Below are 22,595 nucleotides of genomic sequence, written 5' to 3'. Positions count from 1 at the left end.
ATGGGGGTAAATAAGTTGAAAAATATTGAGGTTCTAAATAAATACATTGAAGGGTTTTCTAATACTCTCCCTACGTGGTTAAAGTATCTAATCGAGGCAGAGGAGATACATCAAAACTATGAGAATGTACAGGTACTTGGTGCATTAAAAACAGACGCGGTGTTGTACTATGTGCACCGTACGCTGCAAGTGTTAGATGGATTGTCTTTAGATGAAGAAGCGTATCGCATTATTGAAAAGGTACTAACGTATAGTGAGCTTGCAAAGGTAGGCTCTTTAAAACAGCGGGAGCAATGGAAGAAAAACGGGATCAATCTATTGGTACATAACGAGGGTTCTGCTGATATCTTTAGTGATATTCAGTTTATCGAACGTATAGAGACAAACTTAAACGCTACTGAGTATTTGTTTGTTCGAGATTTAATTAGAACACATGGATTAATCGGGCAGTATATCCGCGGGGAGGCTCGTTTGGACTCTCATATTGATTTAATTAACACATATAAAGAAGAATACGGAGACGTTAGGTTAAAGGAGATTTTATACTTTCTTAACCAATGTATTATTGAGGGCGTATCAAAATCTTTGTGGAGTGAAGTAAAGAACGATGTGAAGATTACAATTGATGGGCTATTTGATGGTTATGTGGAGCCGTTTACTTCTCGTATACATAGACTCACGCCAAAACATAAGGAGTCAGTATTTGAAAAAGATATAATTATGGGGAGCGAGAAGAGTGACGTTCAAACGTTCTTATCTGATAAGGATTTGTGGTATGTAGAACCGTCTATGCATGCTCTTAGCTTCGAGGATATTTGGACAGTTTTTGTTATGTTAAAGAACGAGATAGGCACTAGAAAGGTTCAGCATATCCATTTCGAGAAATTGATGCAGCAGTTGCACTATGATTTCAAAGGCGAGAAGAAGGACAACGTGTATCGTAAGCGGGTTATTGAGAAGTATCTACGGGAGTACCGTGAGAACGAGAAGCCGGATACAACGCATGTTTCTTTTGAAGCTAAAGTCGATGAAGATATGAAGACTGCATATGTGTCGTTTCAGTTTTCTGCTGTAGGTGAAGCGTTAATCACCTTCTGTGTAGAGGCAGAAAAGATAGATATGATGCATGCTCGAGCAAACGTACTGCTCTTTGATTTCTTCGGGTTACGAAAGGACGCATATGATAGATTCCATAACGAAGAAGTGTATCTGGAGCATATGAATAGTTCGGCTGATGATAAACGAATTATTCTTGATTATATAAAGGGAGATACGGTTGTAGATGTTGGAGCTGGTGGTGGTGTTATGCTAGACATGATTGAAGAAGAGACCGAAAATAAACGAATCTACGGTATCGATATTTCCAAAAACGTGATTGATACGTTGAAAAAGAAGAAACAGGACGAAGGTCGTTCTTGGGACGTCATTAAAGGGGATGCAATCAACTTAGGTAGCTCGTTTGATAAAGAATCGGTTGATACGATTGTATATTCTTCTATCCTTCATGAACTGTTCTCTTATATCGAGTATGAAGGTAAGAAATTCAATCATGAAGTAATTAAAAAGGGACTACAGAGTGCTTACGAAGTGTTAAAGCCAGGAGGTCGTATTATCATTCGTGATGGCATCATGACTGAAGATAAAATGTTAATGCGTGTGATTCATTTTAAAGATGCAGGCGGAATGAAGTTCTTAGAGCAGTATGTCCGTGAATTTAAGGGGCGTATAATCCAGTATGAGGTACTTGCAGACAATACAGTCAAAATGCCTGTTAACGATGCGATGGAGTTCTTATATACGTATACATGGGGTGAGGATTCCTTCGTTCACGAGGTGCAAGAGCAGTTTGGAATCTTTACGCCAAACGACTATAAGGATTTCGTAAAGGGTATCTTTGGAGATAAAGTAAACATCGTTCAAGCTATGAACTATTTACAGGATGGATATACACAACATCTTAGCGAGAAAATCGATTTTAAAGACGAGTCTGGGAATGCGGTTGCGCTACCGGATAGTACGTTCTTTATGGTTTTAGAAAAGAGGTAATGATATTGAAAACTTTTAAAAAGTTTAGTTTGTGAGTTTCGATATGTTTGTGGAGGATCTCGTTCTAAAGCATATGCAATGACGGGAGAGTACATGGAAAGCTATACATTCCAAAAGCATTGCGAAAACAGAAAAAGAACGTAAAAAAAGGGACATGAGTAAGAGTATGCTCATGCCCCTTTTTAGATTATATAATTTATTGTACTTCGCATCAGTCGTATGATGATCTAAGAAATGAAAAACGCTCGGTTTCCTATCTTTCGTTAAAAATCCACTATCTTGATTCATTATGCTGAAACGAGTTTTTACGTATAATTTCTATTAAACTCATTTTAATAAAGAATAATAATTCGTGTCATAGGGAATATCATCTTGATACATATAATTTTTTAGAACTCCTTCTTTTTCAAAACCTAATTTTAATAGCACTTTATTTGACGCCTCATTTTCAAGGAAGACAATTGCTCCGATACGCTTTAAATGAAGTGTATGGAAGCCGTAAGATATAACTTCAGAAACTGCCTCAGTAGCATATCCATTTCCCCAGTGTTCAGGGAGAAAGGCATAACTTATATTGGCTCGTTTATGCTCAGAAGACCAATCGTGAAAACCAATGGTTCCAACGAGCTCTTTCTTGTCCTTTAATTCGATACCCCATTTTATACCGCTTCTTGCATTGTAACTCAGCTTAAAGTTATGAATGACTTGTTTCACTTGATCAATATTTTGTAATGGTTTTTGGCCATAATAGCGCAGTACATCAGTATTAGAAAAGCATTGTAGTATACTCGGTGCATCTTCTTCGGTAAGTTCTCGTAAAATGAGTCGGTCGGTTTTTAATATAGGAAACATGCTTTCACTCCATTTCTTCTGAAACTAGAATGTGTTGTTATTATATAATGTAATCTGAAAATAAAGATTATTCAAGAGGGAAGTATGGTTTTGATTTGTGATAAAATTGATTGTGGAATATATTTCAAAAAAGAGGTTTGCATATGGAGAAAAATTCAATTTTAATTGTAGATGATGATCAAGATATTGTTCGATTTGTTAACGCGAATTTAATGCAAGAGGGTTTTAAAGTTTTTAGTGCTCATAACGGGGAAGAGGCTTTAAAAATAATAAATAATAACAGTATTCAACTTGCTATTTTGGATATTATGATGCCACAAATGGATGGTATAGAATTGTGTAGAAGGATTAGAGAGAAACATAGTTTACCAATTATGTTTTTAAGCGCAAAATCATCAGATGTAGATAAGGTAATAGGATTTAGTACTGGAGCAGATGATTATATTGTGAAGCCCTTCAGTACAATTGAATTTATAGCGAGAGTGAAAGCTCAATTAAGAAGGTATACATATTTTAATCAAAATGCTGTCCAAGAAATAGAAAAGAAAATAAACATTAGAGGGTTAGAAATAGATGAAGTGTCTAGAACAGTAATGTTATATGGAGAAACAATCAATCTTACGAGAACCGAATATGATATTTTGTATTTAATGGCAGCTGCAATGAATCGTGTGTTTACTATTGAAGAAATATATGAGAGTGTTTGGAAAGAAAGGGCCTATGAAAGTAATAATACAGTAATGGTTCATATTGCAAGATTAAGAAATAAAATTGAAGAGAATCCAAAAGAGCCGAAGTTTATTCAAAATGTTTGGGGAGTCGGATATAAAATTGAAGATTAAATCATTACAAGGCATTAGAACTAAGTTTTTTATCGCATTCATATGTAGCATTCTGTTAGCAACTGTAAGTATAATAGCGTTTCAAATTGTAATTGGAAATATATATAGTCATGTTACTGCGTTAGAGGAAAAATATTCACTTTTATATTTAATAGCTTTTTTAATTTTTACTACAATATACTTTGCATTCATGACAAAAACAATGATGAAAAGGTTATCTGAAATAAATAAGAACTTGAAAGAAATAAGTAATGGTAATTTGGAAATACATATACCTATTTCAAAAAACGATGAGATTGGTGAATTAGCCACGAATGTTAATTGGATGGCTAAAAGTTTAAAAGAGTCTATCGAAAATGAAAAAAAATCGCAGGAAATGAAAACTGAAATGATTAGTAATATTTCTCATGACTTACGAACACCTGTAACATCTCTAATCGGTTACGCGGACCTGTTAGGAAATCAGCTTCATTCAAATAGAGAAGAATGTGAACAGTATGTAAGTATATTAAAGCGAAAAAGTTATGAATTAAAAAATCAAGTAGATGATTTATTAGAATATTGTCAAATAAATTATAGAGGGATTGAATTACATAAAAGTGTAGTAAATATGAAAGCGTTCATTGAACAAATCATGATTGATTTTGTGCCACAACTAGATGATGCCGATATGAGCTTTTGTATTAATGGTGATAAGGAGTTACATGTGGAAATGGATGTAGCGCTTATGGTGAGGCTGTTCGAAAATGTAATTAGTAATAGTATTATATACGGGAAAGACGGAAAACAGATTTTGATTCAAATTTCTAAAAGAGACATGAATGTTGAAATAGAAATTAAAAATTTTGGACAATGTATTCCGAATGAGAACCTTCCTTACGTTTTTGAGAAGTTTTATCGTGGTGAAAAATCACGTAGCTCTCATACGGGTGGAAAAGGAATGGGACTTGCAATTGCGAGAAGTATAGCAGAGCTTCATAAAGGGGATATCACTGTGTGCAGTAACGAGAAAGAAACTGTTTTCACCATCGTCTTACCGCATTATCAAGAATTGTAAGAAAGTCGTAAGTATTTCTTTTATATGTCGTAATGTTCACTTCGTATCATGTAGAACAAAGATATGAGGGTGGGGATACAACATGTGGAAGAAATATGTATTAGTAATTTTAGTTGCGTTTTTAATTATAAGTTGGAGTGTAGTTTATTTAGCCCATGGTGTTATATCAGTCATTGTTTGGTGGGGGTTACAAGCCTTTAGCTTAGTATCAATCTTTATTTTGATAGGATCAGTATTACTATTTGTGTGGGAAGGCATTTTCAGAAAGCGAATAGATAGAACACTAATCTTCATCGTTCTTTTCTCTATAATTGGAGCTTGGCCTTTAGGGTGGTTTGCTAACATAGGCGGACTTGCTTACCCAGCAGATGTACAGACTATGAGTCCTAAAATAGTCGTTCGTTTTCCCTTAAATGAACGAGCACTAGTAGGATGGGGTGGTGATCGGGTAGAAACGAACTATCACGTTATAAAACCGAATGAACGATGGGCATATGATATTCTTATCCCGCCTGCTGAAGTGAAAAGTAGTAAGTTAGGTGACTATGGAATATATGGAGCGAAAGTAATGGCACCAGCTTCTGGAACAGTTGTATCTATCAATAATGATGAAAAAGATGTAGTTCCGGGATCGGATAATTTTCAGTCAATGGCGGGGAATCATATTTATTTACGACTAGATGAAACAGGGACATTTTTGATGCTTGCCCATTTAAAGAAAGGATCAATTAATGTGAGGGAAGGGCAACATGTAAATGAAGGAGAGGTTCTTGCTCAAGTCGGTAACTCAGGAAGTTCAAGTGAGCCCCATTTACATATTCATCATCAAAGGCAGGATCCATCCAAGGTGAGTATATTTCTTTCGGAAGGATTACCACTTTACTTTCGAACTGAAAAAGGTGCGATAATGCCAGAAAGAGGTACATACATAGGTGGTAATTAGAAGAGAATTACTTCGCCAAAAAAGGTATTCCATTTTTATTGGAATACCTTTTTTCATTACCCTACAAATGTTTGATACAGTAAGAAAATATTTAAAATGATAACGAGTGCAGCGATTATCCAAGCGATAAAAGTTGTTATACGGTGGTTAACGAGTGCACCCATAATTTTTTTACTGCTTGTAAACATAATAAGCGGTACTAACGCAAAAGCAATACCGAATGATAAGACAACTTGGCTCATAACGAGAGCGTAAGTTGGGTTTACACCTAAAGCGATAATAACTAATGGTGGAATCATTGTAATAAAGCGGCGTAAGTATAACGGAATATGCATTCGAATGAAACCTTGCATAATAATGTCACCAGACATTGTCCCGACTGAAGAGCTAGATAAACCTGCTGATAAAAGTCCGATTCCAAATAAAGCAGCGGATGCAGGACCGACTAAGTTACTAAATTGGTTAAAAGCAACATCAAGATCTTCAACATGCAAGCCGTTTTTAAAGAATAGTGCAGCAGCAACAATTAACATACTTGCATTAATTGCTCCAGCGATAACCATTGCGATAATAATATCAATAAACTCGAAGCGGAAAATCTTTTTCTTTTGTTCATCATTTGTTCCGACTACGCGGCGCTGCGTTAAGGCGGAATGTAGATATATTGCATGTGGCATAACTGTTGCGCCTAAAATACCAGCTGCTAATAAGATACTATCCACGCCTTGGAATTTTGGAATAAATAGTCCTGAAAGTAAAGGGCTTAATTCTGGTTTTGCGTAGAAGACTTGTACACCAAAAGCGATAACAACGATAAAAATCATTCCTGTTATAATAGCTTCTAATGGACGGAAGCCTCTGCGTTGAAATTCAAGAATAATAAATGATCCAGCAGCTGTAATTAAAGCGGCTGGTAACATTGGAATCCCGAACAATAAGTACAATCCGAGTGCCGCTCCAATAAATTCAGCTAAATCAGTCGCCATAATAACGAGCTCCCCTTGAATCCATAAACCGATGGAAACAGGTTTTGGGAAGTTTTCTCGAGCGATTTCAGGAAGGTTTTTACCTGTAGCAATTCCTAATTTAGCGGATAAAGTTTGGATTAATACCGCCATTAAATTAGAAGCAAGAATTACCCAGAGTAATAAATATCCATATTGTGATCCAGCTGCAATATTTGTCGCGAAATTGCCAGGATCAATATAAGCGACTGAAGCGATAAAAGCAGGGCCTAAGAATGGTAATAGTCTTTTTAAGCCTTTCGTTTGTCCACTTAATGCTAAATGGGCTGATTGAACAGTTGTACTTTGAGAAGGGACTTGTTCATCTTTTGATATATCTTTATTCATAGTAGTTTTCCCCTTTAAAATGTTAACTTGATGAAATTATTGTATTTATTCTTGCTCATTATTTCAATACATTTAAATGTATTAGTTGATAATTTTATTTGAACATAAATGTTTCCTTAGTGCAAATTATATGCCTTGCTGCAATAGATGGTGTCGTGTTATGAAAAATTGGGAGTTTATGGTGTGATGACGTGGGGAAGCATAATGAATTAAAGGGCTATTTTTGAAATTTATGTGAACATAAAGCCTATAATACAGTATATTAATTGATGGAAATGGATTTGTATGATATATAATATATTGGGATTACAACATAACCATAGTGTTTTGATGTGTAATCTTGTTTTTTATTTTTGTTAACTTATAGAAAATAGTATAAAGAGAAGAAAATGGGATGCATAAAACTTTGGATACATTTTCTTATTATATATGTTTTGATATGAACGTTAACTTATACATGATTTTAAAAATTAGATAGGTGGTAGAAATACATTGGCAACTACAAAACCATACAGAGTATTACTATATTACATGTACACAACAATTGAAAACCCTGAAGAATTCGCTGCAGAGCATTTAGCATTTTGTAATTCACTTGAATTAAAAGGAAGAATCCTTGTAGCTAAAGAAGGGATTAACGGAACTTGTTCTGGAACTGTAGAACAAACAGAAAAATACATGGAAGCAATGAACAACGATCCGCGCTTTGACGGTATCGTATTTAAAATAGATGAAGAAGAAGGGCACGCATTCAAGAAAATGCACGTGCGTCCTCGTCCAGAGTTAGTTACACTTCGTCTAGAAGATGACATTAACCCACACGAAATAACTGGAAAGTATTTAGAGCCAAAAGATTTTTATGAAGCAATGAAACAAGAAGATACAGTTATTATTGATGCACGAAATGATTATGAGTTTGATTTAGGACACTTCAAAGGTGCAATTAAACCAGATATCGAATCATTCCGTGAATTACCAGATTGGATTAGAGAAAACAAAGAAACACTTGAAGGTAAAAAGATTTTAACGTACTGCACAGGTGGAATTCGTTGTGAGAAGTTTTCTGGTTGGTTAGTTCGTGAAGGGTATGAAGATGTAAGTCAGCTTCACGGCGGAATTGTAACGTACGGAAAAGATCCAGAAGTACAAGGCGAGCTTTGGGATGGACAATGTTACGTGTTTGATGAGCGTATTGCTGTACCAGTAAACCAAAAAGAACATGTTATTGTTGGTAAAGATCACTTTACAGGTGAACCTTGTGAGCGCTATGTAAACTGTTCAAATCCAGAATGTAATAAGAAAATTTTATGTTCTGAAGAAAACGAAGCGAAATATTTACGTGCATGTTCTCATGAATGTCGTGTAAGCCCACGTAACCGCTACGTAGTACAACATGAATTAACTGAAGAACAAGTAGCTGCTGCATTAGAACAAATCGAAGCAGGGAAGTAAGCTGAACTTGTGTAATAAAAAAGGGTACTCCAAACGTCATTTTGGAGTACCCTTTTGATATTATCTGGTTCTGTCTTTTGTCGTTTTTTGTCGGTAAGTCGATATATTCGAAAAATCACCGATGAAAATTTCAGTAAATGAAAATAATCTTTTTTAATGTTTATCATCTTTCTCTTTCACAGCAGAAAGTACAGTTTGTTTTACCCATGCTTTTCTTCGTTTATGTTGTAGACTCCATTGGTATAAACTTTGCGCGCCTAAAATAAGTGAAATGACTATGCCGCTAATTGCTATTAAAAGCGCGAAAAATTCAAGTGGCGACGAGATTTTGTTTGAATCGGTGTTTCTTAAAAGATCAATCATAGTAAACCCTAACATTTGGCCTACTACAGAGTAGAGCGTTAAAACTAATAGTAAAAGGCTATCTTTTTTAGAAGCGACATTTTCTTGATATTTAAACAAACTATCAAGATTTTGTTTTGCATTCGAGTATAGTACTTCAATGTTAAATAGATTTCTTAAGCGGAAGAAAATATCTTCACTCTGTGATTGGGATACTAACTCTAAAGAGAAGTAATTTGCTGTAAATGAATTGATTGAATAAATTAATTTCTCTATTTCATTTGTATCTTGTTCAATGTTAAGTTCAGCATAAGCGTTTGCCATTTTTAATAAAACAACTTTATGAAATAGATTTAATAACAAAGCGTAATAAAACTCCCCGTACATTTGACTAGCAAGTTTAGCGATTGCTTGCTCACCTTCATTTGTTATACATGTAAAAATATGTTCTTCCATAACAAAGTAGCGATTAGGAGCCCATCTTTGATAAGAATGTTTTGTTAAATAATCTTGAATATAAGGGATGTTATTTGCGCTAATATACGGATTGCCATCGTCTGTTAATCCGGAAAGACTGGAAGTTCGGTATACATCGATTATATGAAGGTCTGACTCTTTATTCACGGATAATAAAGTTTGTACATACATTCTTTGGTCTTCAAAGAAAGGAAAGGTTTGAAAGTAAGAGCTCCGCAATCTCTTTTTCTCAAAGAAGTCTGTTACACCATGAAATAAATCACCGAATATAAGTTTTTCCACTTGTGAGTATTGTTTTCCGTTACATTCAATACAAATAGTCTCGTTTGTATCATTTTTAGTTTCAAGTACACGGAAGCGGGCGGCGAATTCGATTGCTTCTGATAATGTCATGTTTGGAGCGGTTTCTACTTCTGTCCGAATTGTTAAGAAGCCAAGCTCATAAGGGCAAAGTGTTACATCAATAGAATGAATCTTGAATGGAACAGAAATCAAATTTGTTGTTAAATGTCCAGTTAAGTTAAGGTCTTTAGAATAGCGTTGTAATCCTTTTTGATGCTCTGAGTGAGGAAATAGAATTTTATTTGTAAATGAAAGATAATATGCTTCCATATTTTGATGTGAAACTTGAAACTTTCCGTAGTATGTATTTTCATTTTCAAGATGATCGAGTCGAAAAGGGCGAAAATCATTTTTCTGTAAGAAAGGGAACATATTTTGTTCATATCCAGTTTTAAAAGAAAACGGGAATATAAATTGAAATATAGCTGTTGCTACATCTTTTTCCTCGATTGTCTGTATTGCCTCCATTTACATTGTTTCCTTTCATATATGCTATAAAAACAACATGCCCAAATTTATTTGAAAATAACCACTGTTTTATACTTGATTAAGAATGAAAATTCAGGTTATTTAGTAGAGGATATGTATAATGTTATGTATACTACACGTTATAAAATTGTATTTTGAAAAGGGGGATGTTGTATGCGTATTTTAGTATTAGGAGCTGGTGGCGTCGGAGGATTTTTTGGTGGCCGATTAGTCGAAAAAGGGGAAGATGTTACGTTTCTTGTTCGTAGTAAACGGAAAAAACAATTGGAGGAAAGAGGACTTGTAATCCGAAGTGTTAATGGGGATTTTTCCTTCCAACCGAAATTAATAACGAAAGAAGATCGAACTGCTCCATTTGATGTCATTTTATTTTCAACAAAAGCGTATCACTTAAACGAGGCAATTCAAGATTTGAAGCCCTATGTTAGCGAAAAAACTGTCATCATTCCATTGTTAAATGGTATCGCTCATGTATCACAATTACAAAAGGAATTTGGCGTGGAAAAAGTAATTGGCGGTTTATGCTTTATCGAGACGACGTTAAACGATCAAGGAGAAATTGTACAAACGAGTGCTGCCAACAGACTTCTGTTTGGAGAAATCAAGCTTCAAGGTTCAGAGAGAATAAAGCATATTTCTAAAGCATTTGCAGGTACGAAATCTAGTTTTGTTTTAAGTGAAAATATTACGCAAGATATGTGGCATAAATATTTATTTATTACTGTAATGTCGGGTGTGACGACATTAATGCGTGCACCAATAGGACCGATTCGTGAAAGTGAAGGTGGACACGAATTTATCCGAAACTTATTTGAAGAATGTGTGCAAATCATGAGGTCTATGAAAGCTCCAGTTAAGGATGGTATTGCCCAGGAACATATGAAAACAATTGATAAAATTTCGTATGATATGAAGTCATCGATGCAGCGTGATATGGAAAAAGGTTCGTCCATTGAAGGGAAGTACTTACAAGGATACTTACTAGATGTAGCAGAACAATTTTCTATAGAAGCACCATTATTAGGGGCAGTATATCAAAATTTGAAAGTGTATGAAGAAATGACCTTTAACAGGTCAGAAATAGAATTGGATGTATGAAAAAATAAAAAAGAAAGCAATATATAAGTGTATTGCTTTCTTTTTTTATGACAAATTATTTATTTCTTTTCGTTCTATCTGTCAAATTTATTTCCTGTTCACGTTTACCGTATAATTGATTAATTTCATTTGCTAACGCATCTAAATAGGAATCGGAAAAAATAGGCTTCTTTTCTTTAGACATATGGGTCTCCTTTATCGATTTTTTAGTATTCATTATGTATATTTACCGGCGGATTATGCGCAATCATTTTAAATTTTTTCTTTTTCAAAATTTTTGTTTACATTTTGAAAATAAAGGAGTATTATAATCCACAGTTTCAATTTTCTAAATCGCTGAAACCGCATGGTACGGGGGACCCGTTCTTACGGATTAGTTCTTAATCCGATGGGGTGAATCCTTGAAAAAGGTAGGGCTACTCATAGGCCCGAATCCGACAGCTAACCTCGTAAGCGTTATATTGAGAAGGAAGGTGGAGCTTGTGCGACAAAAAAAATAATGTCTACAAGTCTATTTCGCTATGGCTTGTAGACATTTTTTGTTTTCTGAAGAAATAGTTTGCTGGCTGTAACAAGCAGCATCGTTCGTACAAAATTATTGGAGAGTGGACAGTATTGGTTTCATCTATTAAAAGATTTTTAATTGGAAGACCGTTAAAATCAACTGAGTTAGGAGAGCAGAAGCTTAATAAAACGAAGGCGTTAGCCATTTTATCTTCTGACGCATTGTCATCGGTTGCATATGGACCAGAGCAAATTTTAATTGCTTTAGCAGGTCTTGGAGCGATTGCTTATTGGTATTCAATTCCGATCGCTGTTGGGGTATTAGTGTTATTGACAGCCCTTATTTTATCTTATCGTCAAATTATTTTTGCTTATCCGCATGGCGGGGGCGCGTATGTTGTATCAAAAGAAAATTTAGGGATGAATCCAGGGTTAATAGCTGGAGGATCTTTATTAGTCGATTATATTTTAACTGTTGCAGTAAGTGTGTCTGCAGGTACAGATGCGCTCACATCAGCTTTGCCTAGTTTACATGCACATAATGTAATCATTGCGATTATATTTGTTATATTTATTACTATTTTAAATTTAAGAGGGGTAACGGAATCAGCTTCCGTTTTAGCGTATCCTGTTTATTTATTCGTTTTAGCACTATTTATATTAATTGGGGTAGGGATATACAATATTTTAACTGGTCACGTTTCACCGACTTTACACACGCCAATTGGAACGCCGGTTGCGGGAATTAGTTTGTTCTTACTGCTACGAGCATTTGCATCGGGTAGTTCGGCTTTAACAGGTGTTGAGGCAATCTCTAACGCAATTCCAAACTTTAAGGATCCTGCACCTAACAATGCAGCGAAAACATTGCTTGCAATGGGTGCATTACTTGCCGTTTTATTTTCAGGAATTGTCTTTTTAGCTTATTATTACGGAATTAATCCAAGTAAGGAAGTAACAGTTGTTTCACAAATTGCTGAACAAACTTTTGGACGTAATTTCATGTACTATTTCATACAAGGTACAACTGCTTTAATATTAATTCTTGCTGCTAATACAGGTTATTCTGCATTTCCACTATTAGCAGTTAACCTTGCAAAAGACAAATTTATACCGAGAATGTTTACGATTAGAGGAGACCGCCTAGGTTACTCAAACGGTATTATTATACTTGGGATAGCTTCGATTATTTTAATTGTAGCTTTCCAAGGGCAAACAGAACATTTAATCCCGTTATATGCAGTAGGTGTATTTATTCCATTTACACTTTCTCAAACGGGTATGGTATTAAAATGGCTTCGTGAAAAACCTGAAGGATGGGCTTTGAGATTAACGGTTAATTTAATTGGTGCAATTATTAGTTTTATCGTAATGAGCATGTTCTTTTTAACTAAATTTGCACAAGTTTGGTCAATCCTTATTTTCTTACCTGCCATCATCTTCTTGTTCCATAGAGTTAAGAAGCATTACGATGCAGTGGGCGATCAATTAAGTTTAAAAACTTGTGAACCACTTGTTCCAATTGAGGGAAATGTAATTGTCGTTCCTGTAGCTGGTATGACGCATGTAGTAGAAAATTCATTGAACTATGCGAAGGCTCTTTCTGCAGATCAAGTTATAGCTGTATATGTTGCTTTTGACAGAGAAGAGGAAAAGAAATTTGAAGAGAAATGGAAGAAATGGCAACCTGAAGTAAGACTTGTTACGTTACATTCTCATTATAGAAGTATTATTCAGCCACTAACAAAGTTTATTGATACAGTGCAATATAAAGCGAGTGAATCAAATTACCGAGTTACGGTCGTTATACCACAGTTCATACCGAAAAAAGGTTGGCATAACATTCTTCATAACCAGTCTAGTTTACTCATTCGTGCGTATTTACTTTATAAAAGAAATGTTGTTATTACGACAGTTCCATATCATTTGAAAAAGTAAGAAGGTTTTTTAAGGATAGCTTTACGAAAGTGAAGCTATCCTTTTTGTGTATACACTATGCATAATTGCATATGGGTCTGAAAGTTATATTGATATAATTTTTGCGTCTATGAATAAGTAGAGGTTTTTGTTGTGATATATGGATATTTCAATTGAAAAAGTGAAGCGGATTATATTTTGAAATAAGGACAGGAAAGCTTGAAAATAAAGGGAATGAAAATACTTCTTTACGATAGATAAATAGCTGTGTTTAAATGACCTTACAGTACAAAACTTACATGAAAACAAAACGAAATTTCATAATTCTGTACGAAAATTATTTTAAAATGAATAGTATTTCCGTGTAATATATTCACTGTACAAATGTGGGAATGGTGTTGAGATAGAAAAATTATACAACCTTATTCATACTAACCACATATGAAAAGTTATGAAATGTTTTATAACAATAAGTAAGTACTGTAGCAATAAAAGTTGGGAGAGATGGTTCATACGTGAGTCACGATGAGAACGTTCTCTATTTTAACCATCTCAAACTATATGCAAGAAAACAGAATAATAAAATGCGATAGTAATAGTTGCTAATACATAGGAGGAGTTAAAGTGAAAAAGACTTTAATTACAGGGTTATTGGTTACAGCAGTATCTACGAGTTGTTTTGTTCCTGTAAGCGCTTACGCTGAAGAGGGGAAAACAGTAGTGAAAACAGTATATGCACAAAATGTAATTGCTCCAAATACATTATCCAATTCAATTAGAATGTTAGGGTCACAGTCACCACTTATACAAGCATACGGATTAGTTATTTTACAGCAGCCAGACATTAAGGTGAATGCGATGAGTAGTTTGACGAATCATCAAAAGTTTGCAAAGGCAAATGTACGAGAGTGGATTGATGAATATAATCCGAAGCTAATCGACTTAAATCAAGAGATGATGAGATATAGTACTAGATTTAATAGTTATTATAGTAAGCTCTATGAACTAGCAGGAAACATAAATGAAGATGAACAAGCAAAAGCAGATTTTACAAGTGCATATGGAAAATTACAATTGCAAGTACAAAGCATCCAAGAGAGTATGGAGCAAGACTTATTAGAGTTAAATCGATTTAAAACGGTATTAGACAAAGATAGTAGCAACTTATCAATTAAAGCTGATGAAGCAATAAAAACACTGCAAGGATCAAGTGGAGATATTGTGAAATTAAGAGAAGATATTAAAAGAATTCAAGGGGAAATTCAAGCTGAATTAACGACTATTTTGAATAGGCCTCAAGAAATTATTAAAGGTTCTATTAATATCGGTAAACAAGTATTTACAATTACGAATCAAACTGCGCAGACGAAAACAATTGATTTCGTTTCTATCGGTACTTTAAGTAATGAAATTGTAAATGCTGCAGATAGTCAAACGAGAGAAGCAGCTCTTCGCATTCAGCAAAAGCAAAAAGAGCTACTACCACTTATTCAAAAGTTATCACAAACTGAAGCAGAGGCGACACAAATTACATTCGTTGAAGATCAAGTAAGTAGCTTTACAGAATTAATTGATCGTCAAATCTCAACTTTAGAAACGTTATTAACGGATTGGAAAGTTCTAAACAATAATATGATCCAAATTCAAAAGAGTGTTGAAGAAGGCACGTATACAGATAGTAGTTTACTTCAAAAACATTTCAATCAAATTAAAAAAGTAAGTGATGAAATGAATAAACAAACGAATCAATTTGAAGATTACGTTACAAACGTTGAAGTACATTAAAAATAAGTAACGATATAGGGAGAGAAGAGAAATGACAAAAAAACCTTATAAAGTAATGGCTCTATCAGCACTTATGGCAGTATTTGCAGCAGGAAACATTATGCCAGCTCATACGTATGCAGCTGAAAGTACAGTGAAACAAGCTCCAATTCATGCGGTAGCAAAAGCTTATAATGACTATGAAGAATACTCATTAGGACCAGAAGGCCTAAAAGATGCAATGGAAAGAACAGGTTCAAACGCTTTAGTAATGGATCTGTACGCTTTAACAATTATTAAACAAGGTAATGTTAACTTTGGTAATGTATCGTCTGTTGATGTGGCTTTAAAAGGGAAAGTAATTCAGCACCAGGATACAGCTAGAGGAAATGCGAAGCAATGGTTAGATGTATTAAAACCACAGCTTATTTCAACGAATCAAAATATTATTAATTACAATACGAAATTCCAAAACTATTATGATACTTTAGTTGCTGCGGTAGATGCAAAAGATAAAGCGACTCTTACGAAAGGTTTAACTAGATTATCAAGTAGTATTAATGAAAATAAAGCGCAAGTAGATCAGTTAGTAGAAGACTTGAAGAAATTCCGAAACAAAATGACGTCCGATACGCAAAACTTCAAAGGTGATGCAAATCAAATTACATCTATCTTAGCTAGTCAAGATGCTGGAATTCCGCTTCTGCAAAATCAAATTACAACGTACAATGAAGCAATTAGTAAATATAATGCAATAATTATCGGCTCATCTGTTGCGACAGCACTAGGCCCAATTGCAATTATCGGTGGTGCAGTAGTTATCGCTACAGGTGCAGGAACGCCGTTAGGAGTCGCATTAATTGCAGGTGGTGCAGCAGCTGTAGGCGGTGGTACAGCTGGAATCGTATTAGCGAAGAAAGAGCTTGATAATGCACAAGCTGAAATTCAAAAAATAACAGGACAAGTTACAACTGCTCAATTAGAAGTAGCTGGGTTAACGAACATCAAAACACAAACGGAGTATTTAACAAATACAATTGATACTGCAATTACAGCGTTACAAAACATTTCAAATCAATGGTACACAATGGGATCAAAATACAATTCTCTACTTCAAAATGTAGATTCAATTAGTCCAAACGACCTTGTTTTCATTAAAGAAGATTTAAACATTGCGAAAGATAGCTGGAAAAACATTAAAGACTATGCAGAAAAGATTTATGCTGAAGATATTAAAGTAGTAGATACGAAAAAAGCATAATCGGATACGAATCGTTAGAGCGTTAAGTATTGATGAGTGATTTGAAGCTCCTGTTCAGTTGTGAGCAGGAGCTTTTTATACCCTTATAAAGAAAATAGGTGAAGAGTATGCAGAAACGATTTTATAAAAAATGTCTTTTAACGTTAATGATTGCTGGAGTGGCAACAAGTAACGCATTTCCTTTACATCCTTTTGCAGCAGAACAAAACGTAAAAACATTGCAAGAAAGTGCGGAAAATTATTCGTTAGGGCCAGCTGGATTCCAAGATGTTATGGCGCAAACGACATCGAGCATATTTGCAATGGATTCATATGCAAAATTAATTCAAAATCAGCAAGAGACTGATTTGAGTAAAATAAGTTCCATTAATAGTGAGTTTAAAGGAAATATGATTCAGCACCAAAGAGATGCAAAAATTAACGCAGCGTATTGGTTAAATTATATGAAGCCTCAAATTATGAAAACAGATCAAAATATTATTAATTACAATAATACTTTTCAAGCGTATTATAATAGCATGCTAGTAGCGATTGAACAAAAGGATAGTGGAAAATTAAAAGCGGATTTAGAAAAGTTGTATGCTGATATTGTAAAAAATCAAAATGAGGTAGATGTATTATTAGGGGATTTGAAAGCTTTTCGCGATAGAATGGCGAAAGACACAAATAGTTTTAAAGAGGATACAAATCAATTAACAGCAATTTTAGCAAGTACGAATGCTGGCATTCCAGCTCTAGAGCAACAAATAAATACATATAACGATTCAATCAAAAAGAGTAATGATATGGTCATTGCTGGTGGCGTACTTTGCGTAGCACTAATAACATGTCTTGCTGGCGGACCGATGATTGCGATTGCGAAAAAAGATATCGCAAATGCAGAAAGAGAAATCTCCAATTTAAAAGATAGAATTTCTGGCGCACAAGCAGAAGTGGCAATATTGACAGATGTAAAAAATAAAACAACAAATATGACTGAAACAATTGATGCAGCAATTACAGCACTGCAAAATATATCAAATCAATGGTATACAGTAGGGGCAAAATATAATAATTTACTGCAAAACGTAAAAGGAATCAGCCCTGAAGAATTTACGTTTATAAAAGAAGATTTACATACAGCGAAAGATAGCTGGAAAGATGTAAAAGATTATACAGAAAAATTACATGAAGGCGTGGCGAAGTAAACAGTGGACTAGTTCTGCTGTTTATTTTTTTATCCTGTTTTTTGTGAGAGTTGGATTTGTAATTTGATAAATAAATTTGCCGTGTGTTTTATCAATGTAGCTTTGCGGTAATATTTCTTCATGAATAAAAAAATGCCTATGTTCAAGGAGGATATTTTTACCCAAACCTCCGAAACAGGAGAATTAGCTTAATTCATTAGAAGGTTATACATCATAGAAGTTAATGTATAATGATGGTGATATTGGTATTATTCCGCAAGAAGTTAGAGACAAATTAGTCGGAAAAGAATTTAAATCATTTGATGATTTTAGAGAGGAATTTTGGAAAACACTTGCTGATTCAAGTTATGCTGGAGAATTTAGTCCTATGGATATAAAAAAGCTTATGAAAAACGGTAAGGCTCCTTACTCACCAAGAACGGAACATTATGGTAACCATAATAAATATATATTGCATCATAAACTGTCTATTGATAAAGATGGAGATGTCTATAATCTAATGATTGTATCTCCTAAAATACATCAAAATGTTTTAGATCCCGCATACCATTTCGGGAACAAAGGGTTATAAATTAAATGAAAGGATGAAAAATTTGATATGTAAATTGACGAAAACAGAACTGCTTGAGCTTGTAAAAAAAATTTATGATCTTGATTTACCTGAGGATGAACACAGTAACTATGTTCATCAATTTAATAACTCTGGTGTACCTCACCCTGCTCCAAGTGATTTGATTTTTTGGAATGATGAAGAATTGACTCCCGAAGAAGTAGTAGAAATAGCATGGAATTACAAATAAAAATAAAAGTGGGATAAAACAGCTCCTTTATGGGCCTGTATTATAACCAGAAAATCTATTTAAGATAGCGTTGCATATCCCCGGGGTACAGTTCAAGACGCTATAATTGGCGTCTTTTTTATTCATTAAATTACGTTTGAATGCAGTGCTCGAATTTTTTGCCGAAATCTTAAGTCTAATACATATCATAAAAACATTCAGTACTTACTTTGTTTATCTCTAAACCAAATTTTCAATGATTGTTTTAAATAAATATGAAGTTTTTAAAAGAAACGTACGTTCTTATTTAGGTTGATATGATATACTAATAATGTAAATATATTCCGTATTTCTGTATCTGAAATTTCAGACATACGAGAGAATGGTTATTATCATATATAAATGATATAACGATGAATTTATAAAAGAACTAGGGAGGCAGAGAAGATGGCAGTCAGTACATATCAGTTGTTTCAACATCTTAATATAACAGGGGAACAAGAAGAATTAGCGTTACGTTACTTGCAGACGAGAGATGAAGAAATTTTAAAGCATATAGAACAAACGACAATTCGTGACAATAAACGTAGTGATTTTGCTTGGCAGTTTATGAGTGATTTTAGGGAAACGTATAAGCAAGACGCAGGTTTTTTTCGGTTATTTTATTACTTGCTTGAAGATCAACTGTTGAATGTTCTTCTCGTACGCTTTTCACATATGAGTTTTCTAGATATAAAAGTTTATTTTGAAAAAAGCGGTCTTGCATTTGATAGTCTTGTAGAATTGGCGTGTAAGTATTTAACAAATCTTTCCCGTTCTGTAAATGAAGCGGATGTTTTTCTTAGGGAATTAATAAGGGAGAATCCAAAGTACATAGAAGAGAAGTTGCAAGTTATAACAGGTCGACCAAAGATGGTTTTGCTTCTGCATATGCTAGATGCAGATTATGAGAGATTTCTTACGTACAGTTCTTTATTGGAGGAAGAGCTGCAAGAGCATGCGGAGTTTATATTGAAACTGGATGGGGCACAAGAGAAGATAGAATTGGCGAAAAGATACGTTCAAGGTGAATCTGATAGTGAAGTTTCTGTTGGTTCATCTTTACCTGATGTAACCTGGCACCTATTATTTCGTGTTTATCAGCATTCAAATGTGGCAAGACGATATATTGACTTGTTAGCGAAACGTTCTGTTAAAAATTTTATGGATTATGCAACGGATCATGTGTGTCATGTTCTTGATCAGTTTGGAAATCATGTAAGAACAAGGGGTTTTGATAAACAAGCGTATGAAACCAGTCTAAACTTGTGCGAACAATTCGGTGTTTCAGAGGAAAGGTTTTTCGCATATCGTCTTACATGGCGTCATTTAGGCGTCTTTAACTCCGACAAAGTATATGAATATCAATTATTGCTTCGTATGGTGGAAGAACAGCCAGAATTTGTTCAGCGTATGCTGCAATATTTAAGTCAAAGTCATTATCTTTTCGTGGTGATGCTTTTGGCGGAAAAAGGATACGAATTTAATCGAAACAGATTACGTGAAGAATTTTTAACGATTGCCCTTGAGTCCGAATCATCTGACATACGCGATACATATCGTGACTATTTAGTTGGGAAATTATCATTTGAAGATATGAAGCAAGTGCTTGAGAGTTCAAAGCAGCAAAATAATTACCGAGGAATGTCTGTTTTAGCAATTGCACTCCTTTGGGATATAGAGGAAGCGGTAAAGAGGGAAGCAGCACTCAAACTTCAATTTGGAAATGACTATAATTATAAATTATATGAACTTCTGCAACAGTATTCTCATAAGGAAGGTTCGCTTGAACGAATGTTGGAAGATCTTCTATCCTACGGTTTATCGAAGGAGAAACTTGTTTATTATTCAGTTAAACAAGCTGCTCGGCACAGTGAGGAGGAAAGTAAGGCAAAAGAAGCACTCGTTCGTTTATTTGTAAAAGAACAGGCATATGTGACAGGAGTATTTACTGAGTATCCTGTAGATGAACGGATTTTCATTTTGGATGAGCTAGCAAAGTATGATGGGGTTAAAACACGTGCTCTTCTTATTCAAAGTCTTGGAGATTCCTCTAAAAAAGTACGTACTGCCGCAGTCGAGTTTCTTACAAAAGATGTGGAAGCTGCAGATGATGTAGCGAAGGAATTGAATAGTAGAAAGAAAGTCGTACGCGAAAATGTAATGCAAACACTTTTAAACTATAAATCTGAAAAATATACACAACTTGTGCAAGAAGCTTTGCAAGAAAAGAAAAATGCTTCCTTGATGGAGAAGTTTGCTCCGCTGCTTGGCGATGGAGACCTAGAAGGAGTATCAGGAAGTATCGAAGCTTTTTGTACACGTATTTTAACACCACAAAAAAGAAACGCACTCGTGCAGTGGCTCGGATTTGAACCACAAATTCGTCTTCGTGATTCCGATGTAATTGCGGATGCAACGCTTCCGCTTGCTTATTTTCAGCAGTATGTATCGGAGTCTGTAATTGAGAAAAAGGAAGCGGTGGAAGTGATAGGTGCAGCTTTAAATGAACAAGATTTGAAAGAAAATATACAAGCAATCTATCAGCTGTGGATTTCTCAAGGAGCGGAGGCGAAAAAGCGAGGTATTCTTTCGATGTATAGCGTTCATAGTGATGATGAAATGGCGCTACTGCTCAAAAAGCAGATTGATGAGTGGGCTGTTGGCATGCGCGGAGCTATCGCTGCAGCAGCTGTTCAGGCGTTGGCGTTGTCTTCGTCGCATCTTGCACTTATGACGATTAATACCATAGCATTCAAATATAAACATAAACAGGTGCGTAATGCTGCGAAAGAAGCGTTGAGTCTCGCTGCTAAAACACGTGGTATAACAGAAGAAGAACTAGAGGATCAGCTTGTTCCGGACCTTGGTTTTAATAAACGCGGTGAAAAGACAATTGATTACGGAAGTAGGATGTTTACTGCCTATTTAACGCCCAACCTGAAAATCGAGTTAAAAACAGAAGAAGGAAAACGAATAAAGTCGCTTCCGAAACCAAATGCAAAAGATCATGTGGAAAAAGCAGAAGAGGCTAAGATGGAGTTATCATCTATAAAGAAACAGCTTCGAAGTATCATTAGTATGCAAACGCAACGTCTTGAAATGGCACTTTCTCTTAATCGTTATTGGTCGCAACATACATGGAAGTCTTTGTTTGTGGAAAATCCAATTATGCAGCAATTTGCTATCTCACTTATTTGGGGCGAGTATAAGGAAGGAAAGTTGCTTGCGACTTTTCGTTATATGGAAGACGGCACATTCAATACGGTTGACGAAGAAGAGCATGAACTTACGCCAGACACTGTTATCGGTCTAATCCATCCGCTAGAATTGTCCAAAGAGGAAAGGGAATTATGGAAGGAACAATTAGAAGATTATGAGGTTATCCAACCATTCCCGCAAATTGTTCGCGAAGTATTTCTGGCGGCGGAAGATGAGAAAGTAACTGTGGAAAGGTTTGGGGGCATTCAAATCAATGGTCGGTCGCTGTTTGGTAAGTTAACGAAGTACGGTTGGAATCGCGGATCAGTTGAAGACGCTGGTGTGTATTATTCTTTCTATAAAGAAGACGCTCGCACAGGATTAGGGGCGGAGCTTGCATTTGAAGGTGCACCTGTTGGATATGAAGAAGAGGACGATGTATGCTTATTTGAAATTCAATTTTATAAAGCAGGCACAGTGAGCCGCGGTTCATACTCCTATGACGAAGTTGATGATGCGAGACGCATTGTGCCAAATCAAGTACCTAAACGATTTTTTAGCGAAATTTTATATGATATAAAACGGACGACAGAATCGAATCTTGGCCATGATGAAAACTGGCGCAGTAAGCGATAAGAAAGGAAATGACAT

16 protein-coding genes, 2 pseudogenes and 1 riboswitch are annotated in these 22,595 nt (G+C 35.0%); of the genes and pseudogenes, 14 read left to right on the top strand and 4 right to left on the bottom strand.

Annotation, left to right across the window (positions count from 1 at the left end):
- Both QEP67_RS18770 and QEP67_RS18765 read left to right on the top strand, forming a co-directional pair.
- On the top strand, positions 1 to 2,046 hold the full coding sequence (locus QEP67_RS18770; protein WP_074651126.1) for a class I SAM-dependent methyltransferase: 2,046 nt from the start codon (positions 1 to 3) through the stop codon (positions 2,044 to 2,046).
- A 27-nt stretch (positions 2,047 to 2,073) separates the two neighbouring features.
- Positions 2,074 to 2,204, top strand: a pseudogene (locus QEP67_RS18765) (radical SAM/SPASM domain-containing protein); the annotation flags it as partial.
- A gap of 169 nt (positions 2,205 to 2,373) precedes the next feature.
- Here the strand turns inward: QEP67_RS18765 and QEP67_RS18760 are convergent.
- A complete protein-coding gene (locus tag QEP67_RS18760) occupies positions 2,374 to 2,898 on the bottom strand; it encodes a GNAT family N-acetyltransferase (RefSeq protein ID WP_064056715.1) in 525 nt (174 codons plus the stop codon).
- A 143-nt stretch (positions 2,899 to 3,041) separates the two neighbouring features.
- Here QEP67_RS18760 and QEP67_RS18755 point away from each other — a divergent pair, with 143 nt between their 5' ends.
- The 3 genes from QEP67_RS18755 to QEP67_RS18745 all read left to right on the top strand — a co-directional run bounded on the left by QEP67_RS18755 (position 3,042) and on the right by QEP67_RS18745 (position 5,740).
- Entirely contained in the window at positions 3,042 to 3,740 is a 699-nt protein-coding gene (locus tag QEP67_RS18755) for a response regulator transcription factor (protein ID WP_061673169.1), read from the top strand.
- Entirely contained in the window at positions 3,730 to 4,797 is a 1,068-nt protein-coding gene (locus QEP67_RS18750; RefSeq protein ID WP_048566899.1) for a HAMP domain-containing sensor histidine kinase, read from the top strand. The genes QEP67_RS18755 and QEP67_RS18750 overlap by 11 nt, the downstream gene beginning before the upstream one ends.
- An 82-nt stretch (positions 4,798 to 4,879) precedes the next feature.
- Positions 4,880 to 5,740, top strand: coding sequence for a M23 family metallopeptidase (locus QEP67_RS18745; protein WP_000265689.1), 861 nt, complete (start codon positions 4,880 to 4,882; stop codon positions 5,738 to 5,740).
- Between the two features lie 56 nt (positions 5,741 to 5,796).
- On the opposite strand, the gene QEP67_RS18740 is transcribed toward QEP67_RS18745, so the two are convergent.
- Entirely contained in the window at positions 5,797 to 7,092 is a 1,296-nt protein-coding gene (locus QEP67_RS18740) for an Nramp family divalent metal transporter (RefSeq protein WP_001030665.1), read from the bottom strand.
- Between the two features lie 492 nt (positions 7,093 to 7,584).
- Here QEP67_RS18740 and QEP67_RS18735 point away from each other — a divergent pair, with 492 nt between their 5' ends.
- Positions 7,585 to 8,544: a rhodanese-related sulfurtransferase gene (locus QEP67_RS18735; RefSeq protein ID WP_000246226.1), complete on the top strand. Its 960-nt coding sequence runs from the start codon at positions 7,585 to 7,587 to the stop codon at positions 8,542 to 8,544.
- Between the two features lie 153 nt (positions 8,545 to 8,697).
- Here QEP67_RS18735 and QEP67_RS18730 read toward each other — a convergent pair whose 3' ends face one another.
- On the bottom strand, positions 8,698 to 10,173 hold the full coding sequence (locus QEP67_RS18730) for a hypothetical protein (RefSeq protein WP_000387443.1): 1,476 nt from the start codon (positions 10,171 to 10,173) through the stop codon (positions 8,698 to 8,700).
- A gap of 174 nt (positions 10,174 to 10,347) precedes the next feature.
- Between QEP67_RS18730 and panE the strand changes: the two genes are divergently transcribed.
- Positions 10,348 to 11,292, top strand: coding sequence for a 2-dehydropantoate 2-reductase (gene panE, locus QEP67_RS18725; RefSeq protein WP_001221890.1), 945 nt, complete (start codon positions 10,348 to 10,350; stop codon positions 11,290 to 11,292).
- Between the two features lie 55 nt (positions 11,293 to 11,347).
- Here panE and QEP67_RS18720 read toward each other — a convergent pair whose 3' ends face one another.
- Entirely contained in the window at positions 11,348 to 11,476 is a 129-nt protein-coding gene (locus QEP67_RS18720; RefSeq protein ID WP_000031869.1) for a hypothetical protein, read from the bottom strand.
- 140 nt (positions 11,477 to 11,616) lie between these two features.
- A riboswitch (cyclic di-AMP (ydaO/yuaA leader) is annotated at positions 11,617 to 11,763 on the top strand.
- 144 nt (positions 11,764 to 11,907) lie between these two features.
- Between QEP67_RS18720 and QEP67_RS18715 the strand changes: the two genes are divergently transcribed.
- From QEP67_RS18715 to QEP67_RS18685, 7 genes and pseudogenes are all read left to right on the top strand, one after another.
- Complete coding sequence (locus tag QEP67_RS18715) at positions 11,908 to 13,734, top strand: APC family permease (protein WP_151035388.1); 1,827 nt, start codon at positions 11,908 to 11,910, stop codon at positions 13,732 to 13,734.
- Positions 13,735 to 14,337: 603 nt separating this feature from the next.
- Positions 14,338 to 15,498 carry a non-hemolytic enterotoxin NHE subunit A gene (nheA, locus tag QEP67_RS18710; protein ID WP_353706371.1) on the top strand — a complete coding sequence of 387 codons (1,161 nt, stop codon included), beginning with the start codon at positions 14,338 to 14,340 and terminating at the stop codon, positions 15,496 to 15,498.
- A 31-nt stretch (positions 15,499 to 15,529) separates the two neighbouring features.
- Positions 15,530 to 16,738: a non-hemolytic enterotoxin NHE subunit B gene (gene nheB, locus QEP67_RS18705; protein WP_000162963.1), complete on the top strand. Its 1,209-nt coding sequence runs from the start codon at positions 15,530 to 15,532 to the stop codon at positions 16,736 to 16,738.
- Positions 16,739 to 16,845: 107 nt separating this feature from the next.
- Entirely contained in the window at positions 16,846 to 17,925 is a 1,080-nt protein-coding gene (nheC, locus tag QEP67_RS18700) for a non-hemolytic enterotoxin NHE subunit C (RefSeq protein WP_061673168.1), read from the top strand.
- Positions 17,926 to 18,142: 217 nt separating this feature from the next.
- Positions 18,143 to 18,496 (top strand): annotated as a pseudogene (locus tag QEP67_RS18695) (hypothetical protein); the annotation flags it as partial.
- 22 nt (positions 18,497 to 18,518) lie between these two features.
- Positions 18,519 to 18,725, top strand: a complete 207-nt coding sequence (locus tag QEP67_RS18690) for a bacteriocin immunity protein (protein ID WP_000562892.1) — start codon at positions 18,519 to 18,521, stop codon at positions 18,723 to 18,725.
- 426 nt (positions 18,726 to 19,151) lie between these two features.
- Positions 19,152 to 22,580, top strand: a complete 3,429-nt coding sequence (locus QEP67_RS18685; protein ID WP_048566904.1) for a DUF4132 domain-containing protein — start codon at positions 19,152 to 19,154, stop codon at positions 22,578 to 22,580.
- The last annotated feature ends 15 nt before the right edge of the window (positions 22,581 to 22,595 follow it).

The organism is Bacillus cereus group sp. MS39 (assembly GCF_040448665.1).
GTDB lineage: Bacteria > Bacillota > Bacilli > Bacillales > Bacillaceae_G > Bacillus_A > Bacillus_A wiedmannii.
The sequence above is the reverse complement of the archived record's forward strand: the minus strand, read 5'-3'. Positions and strand labels throughout refer to the sequence as shown.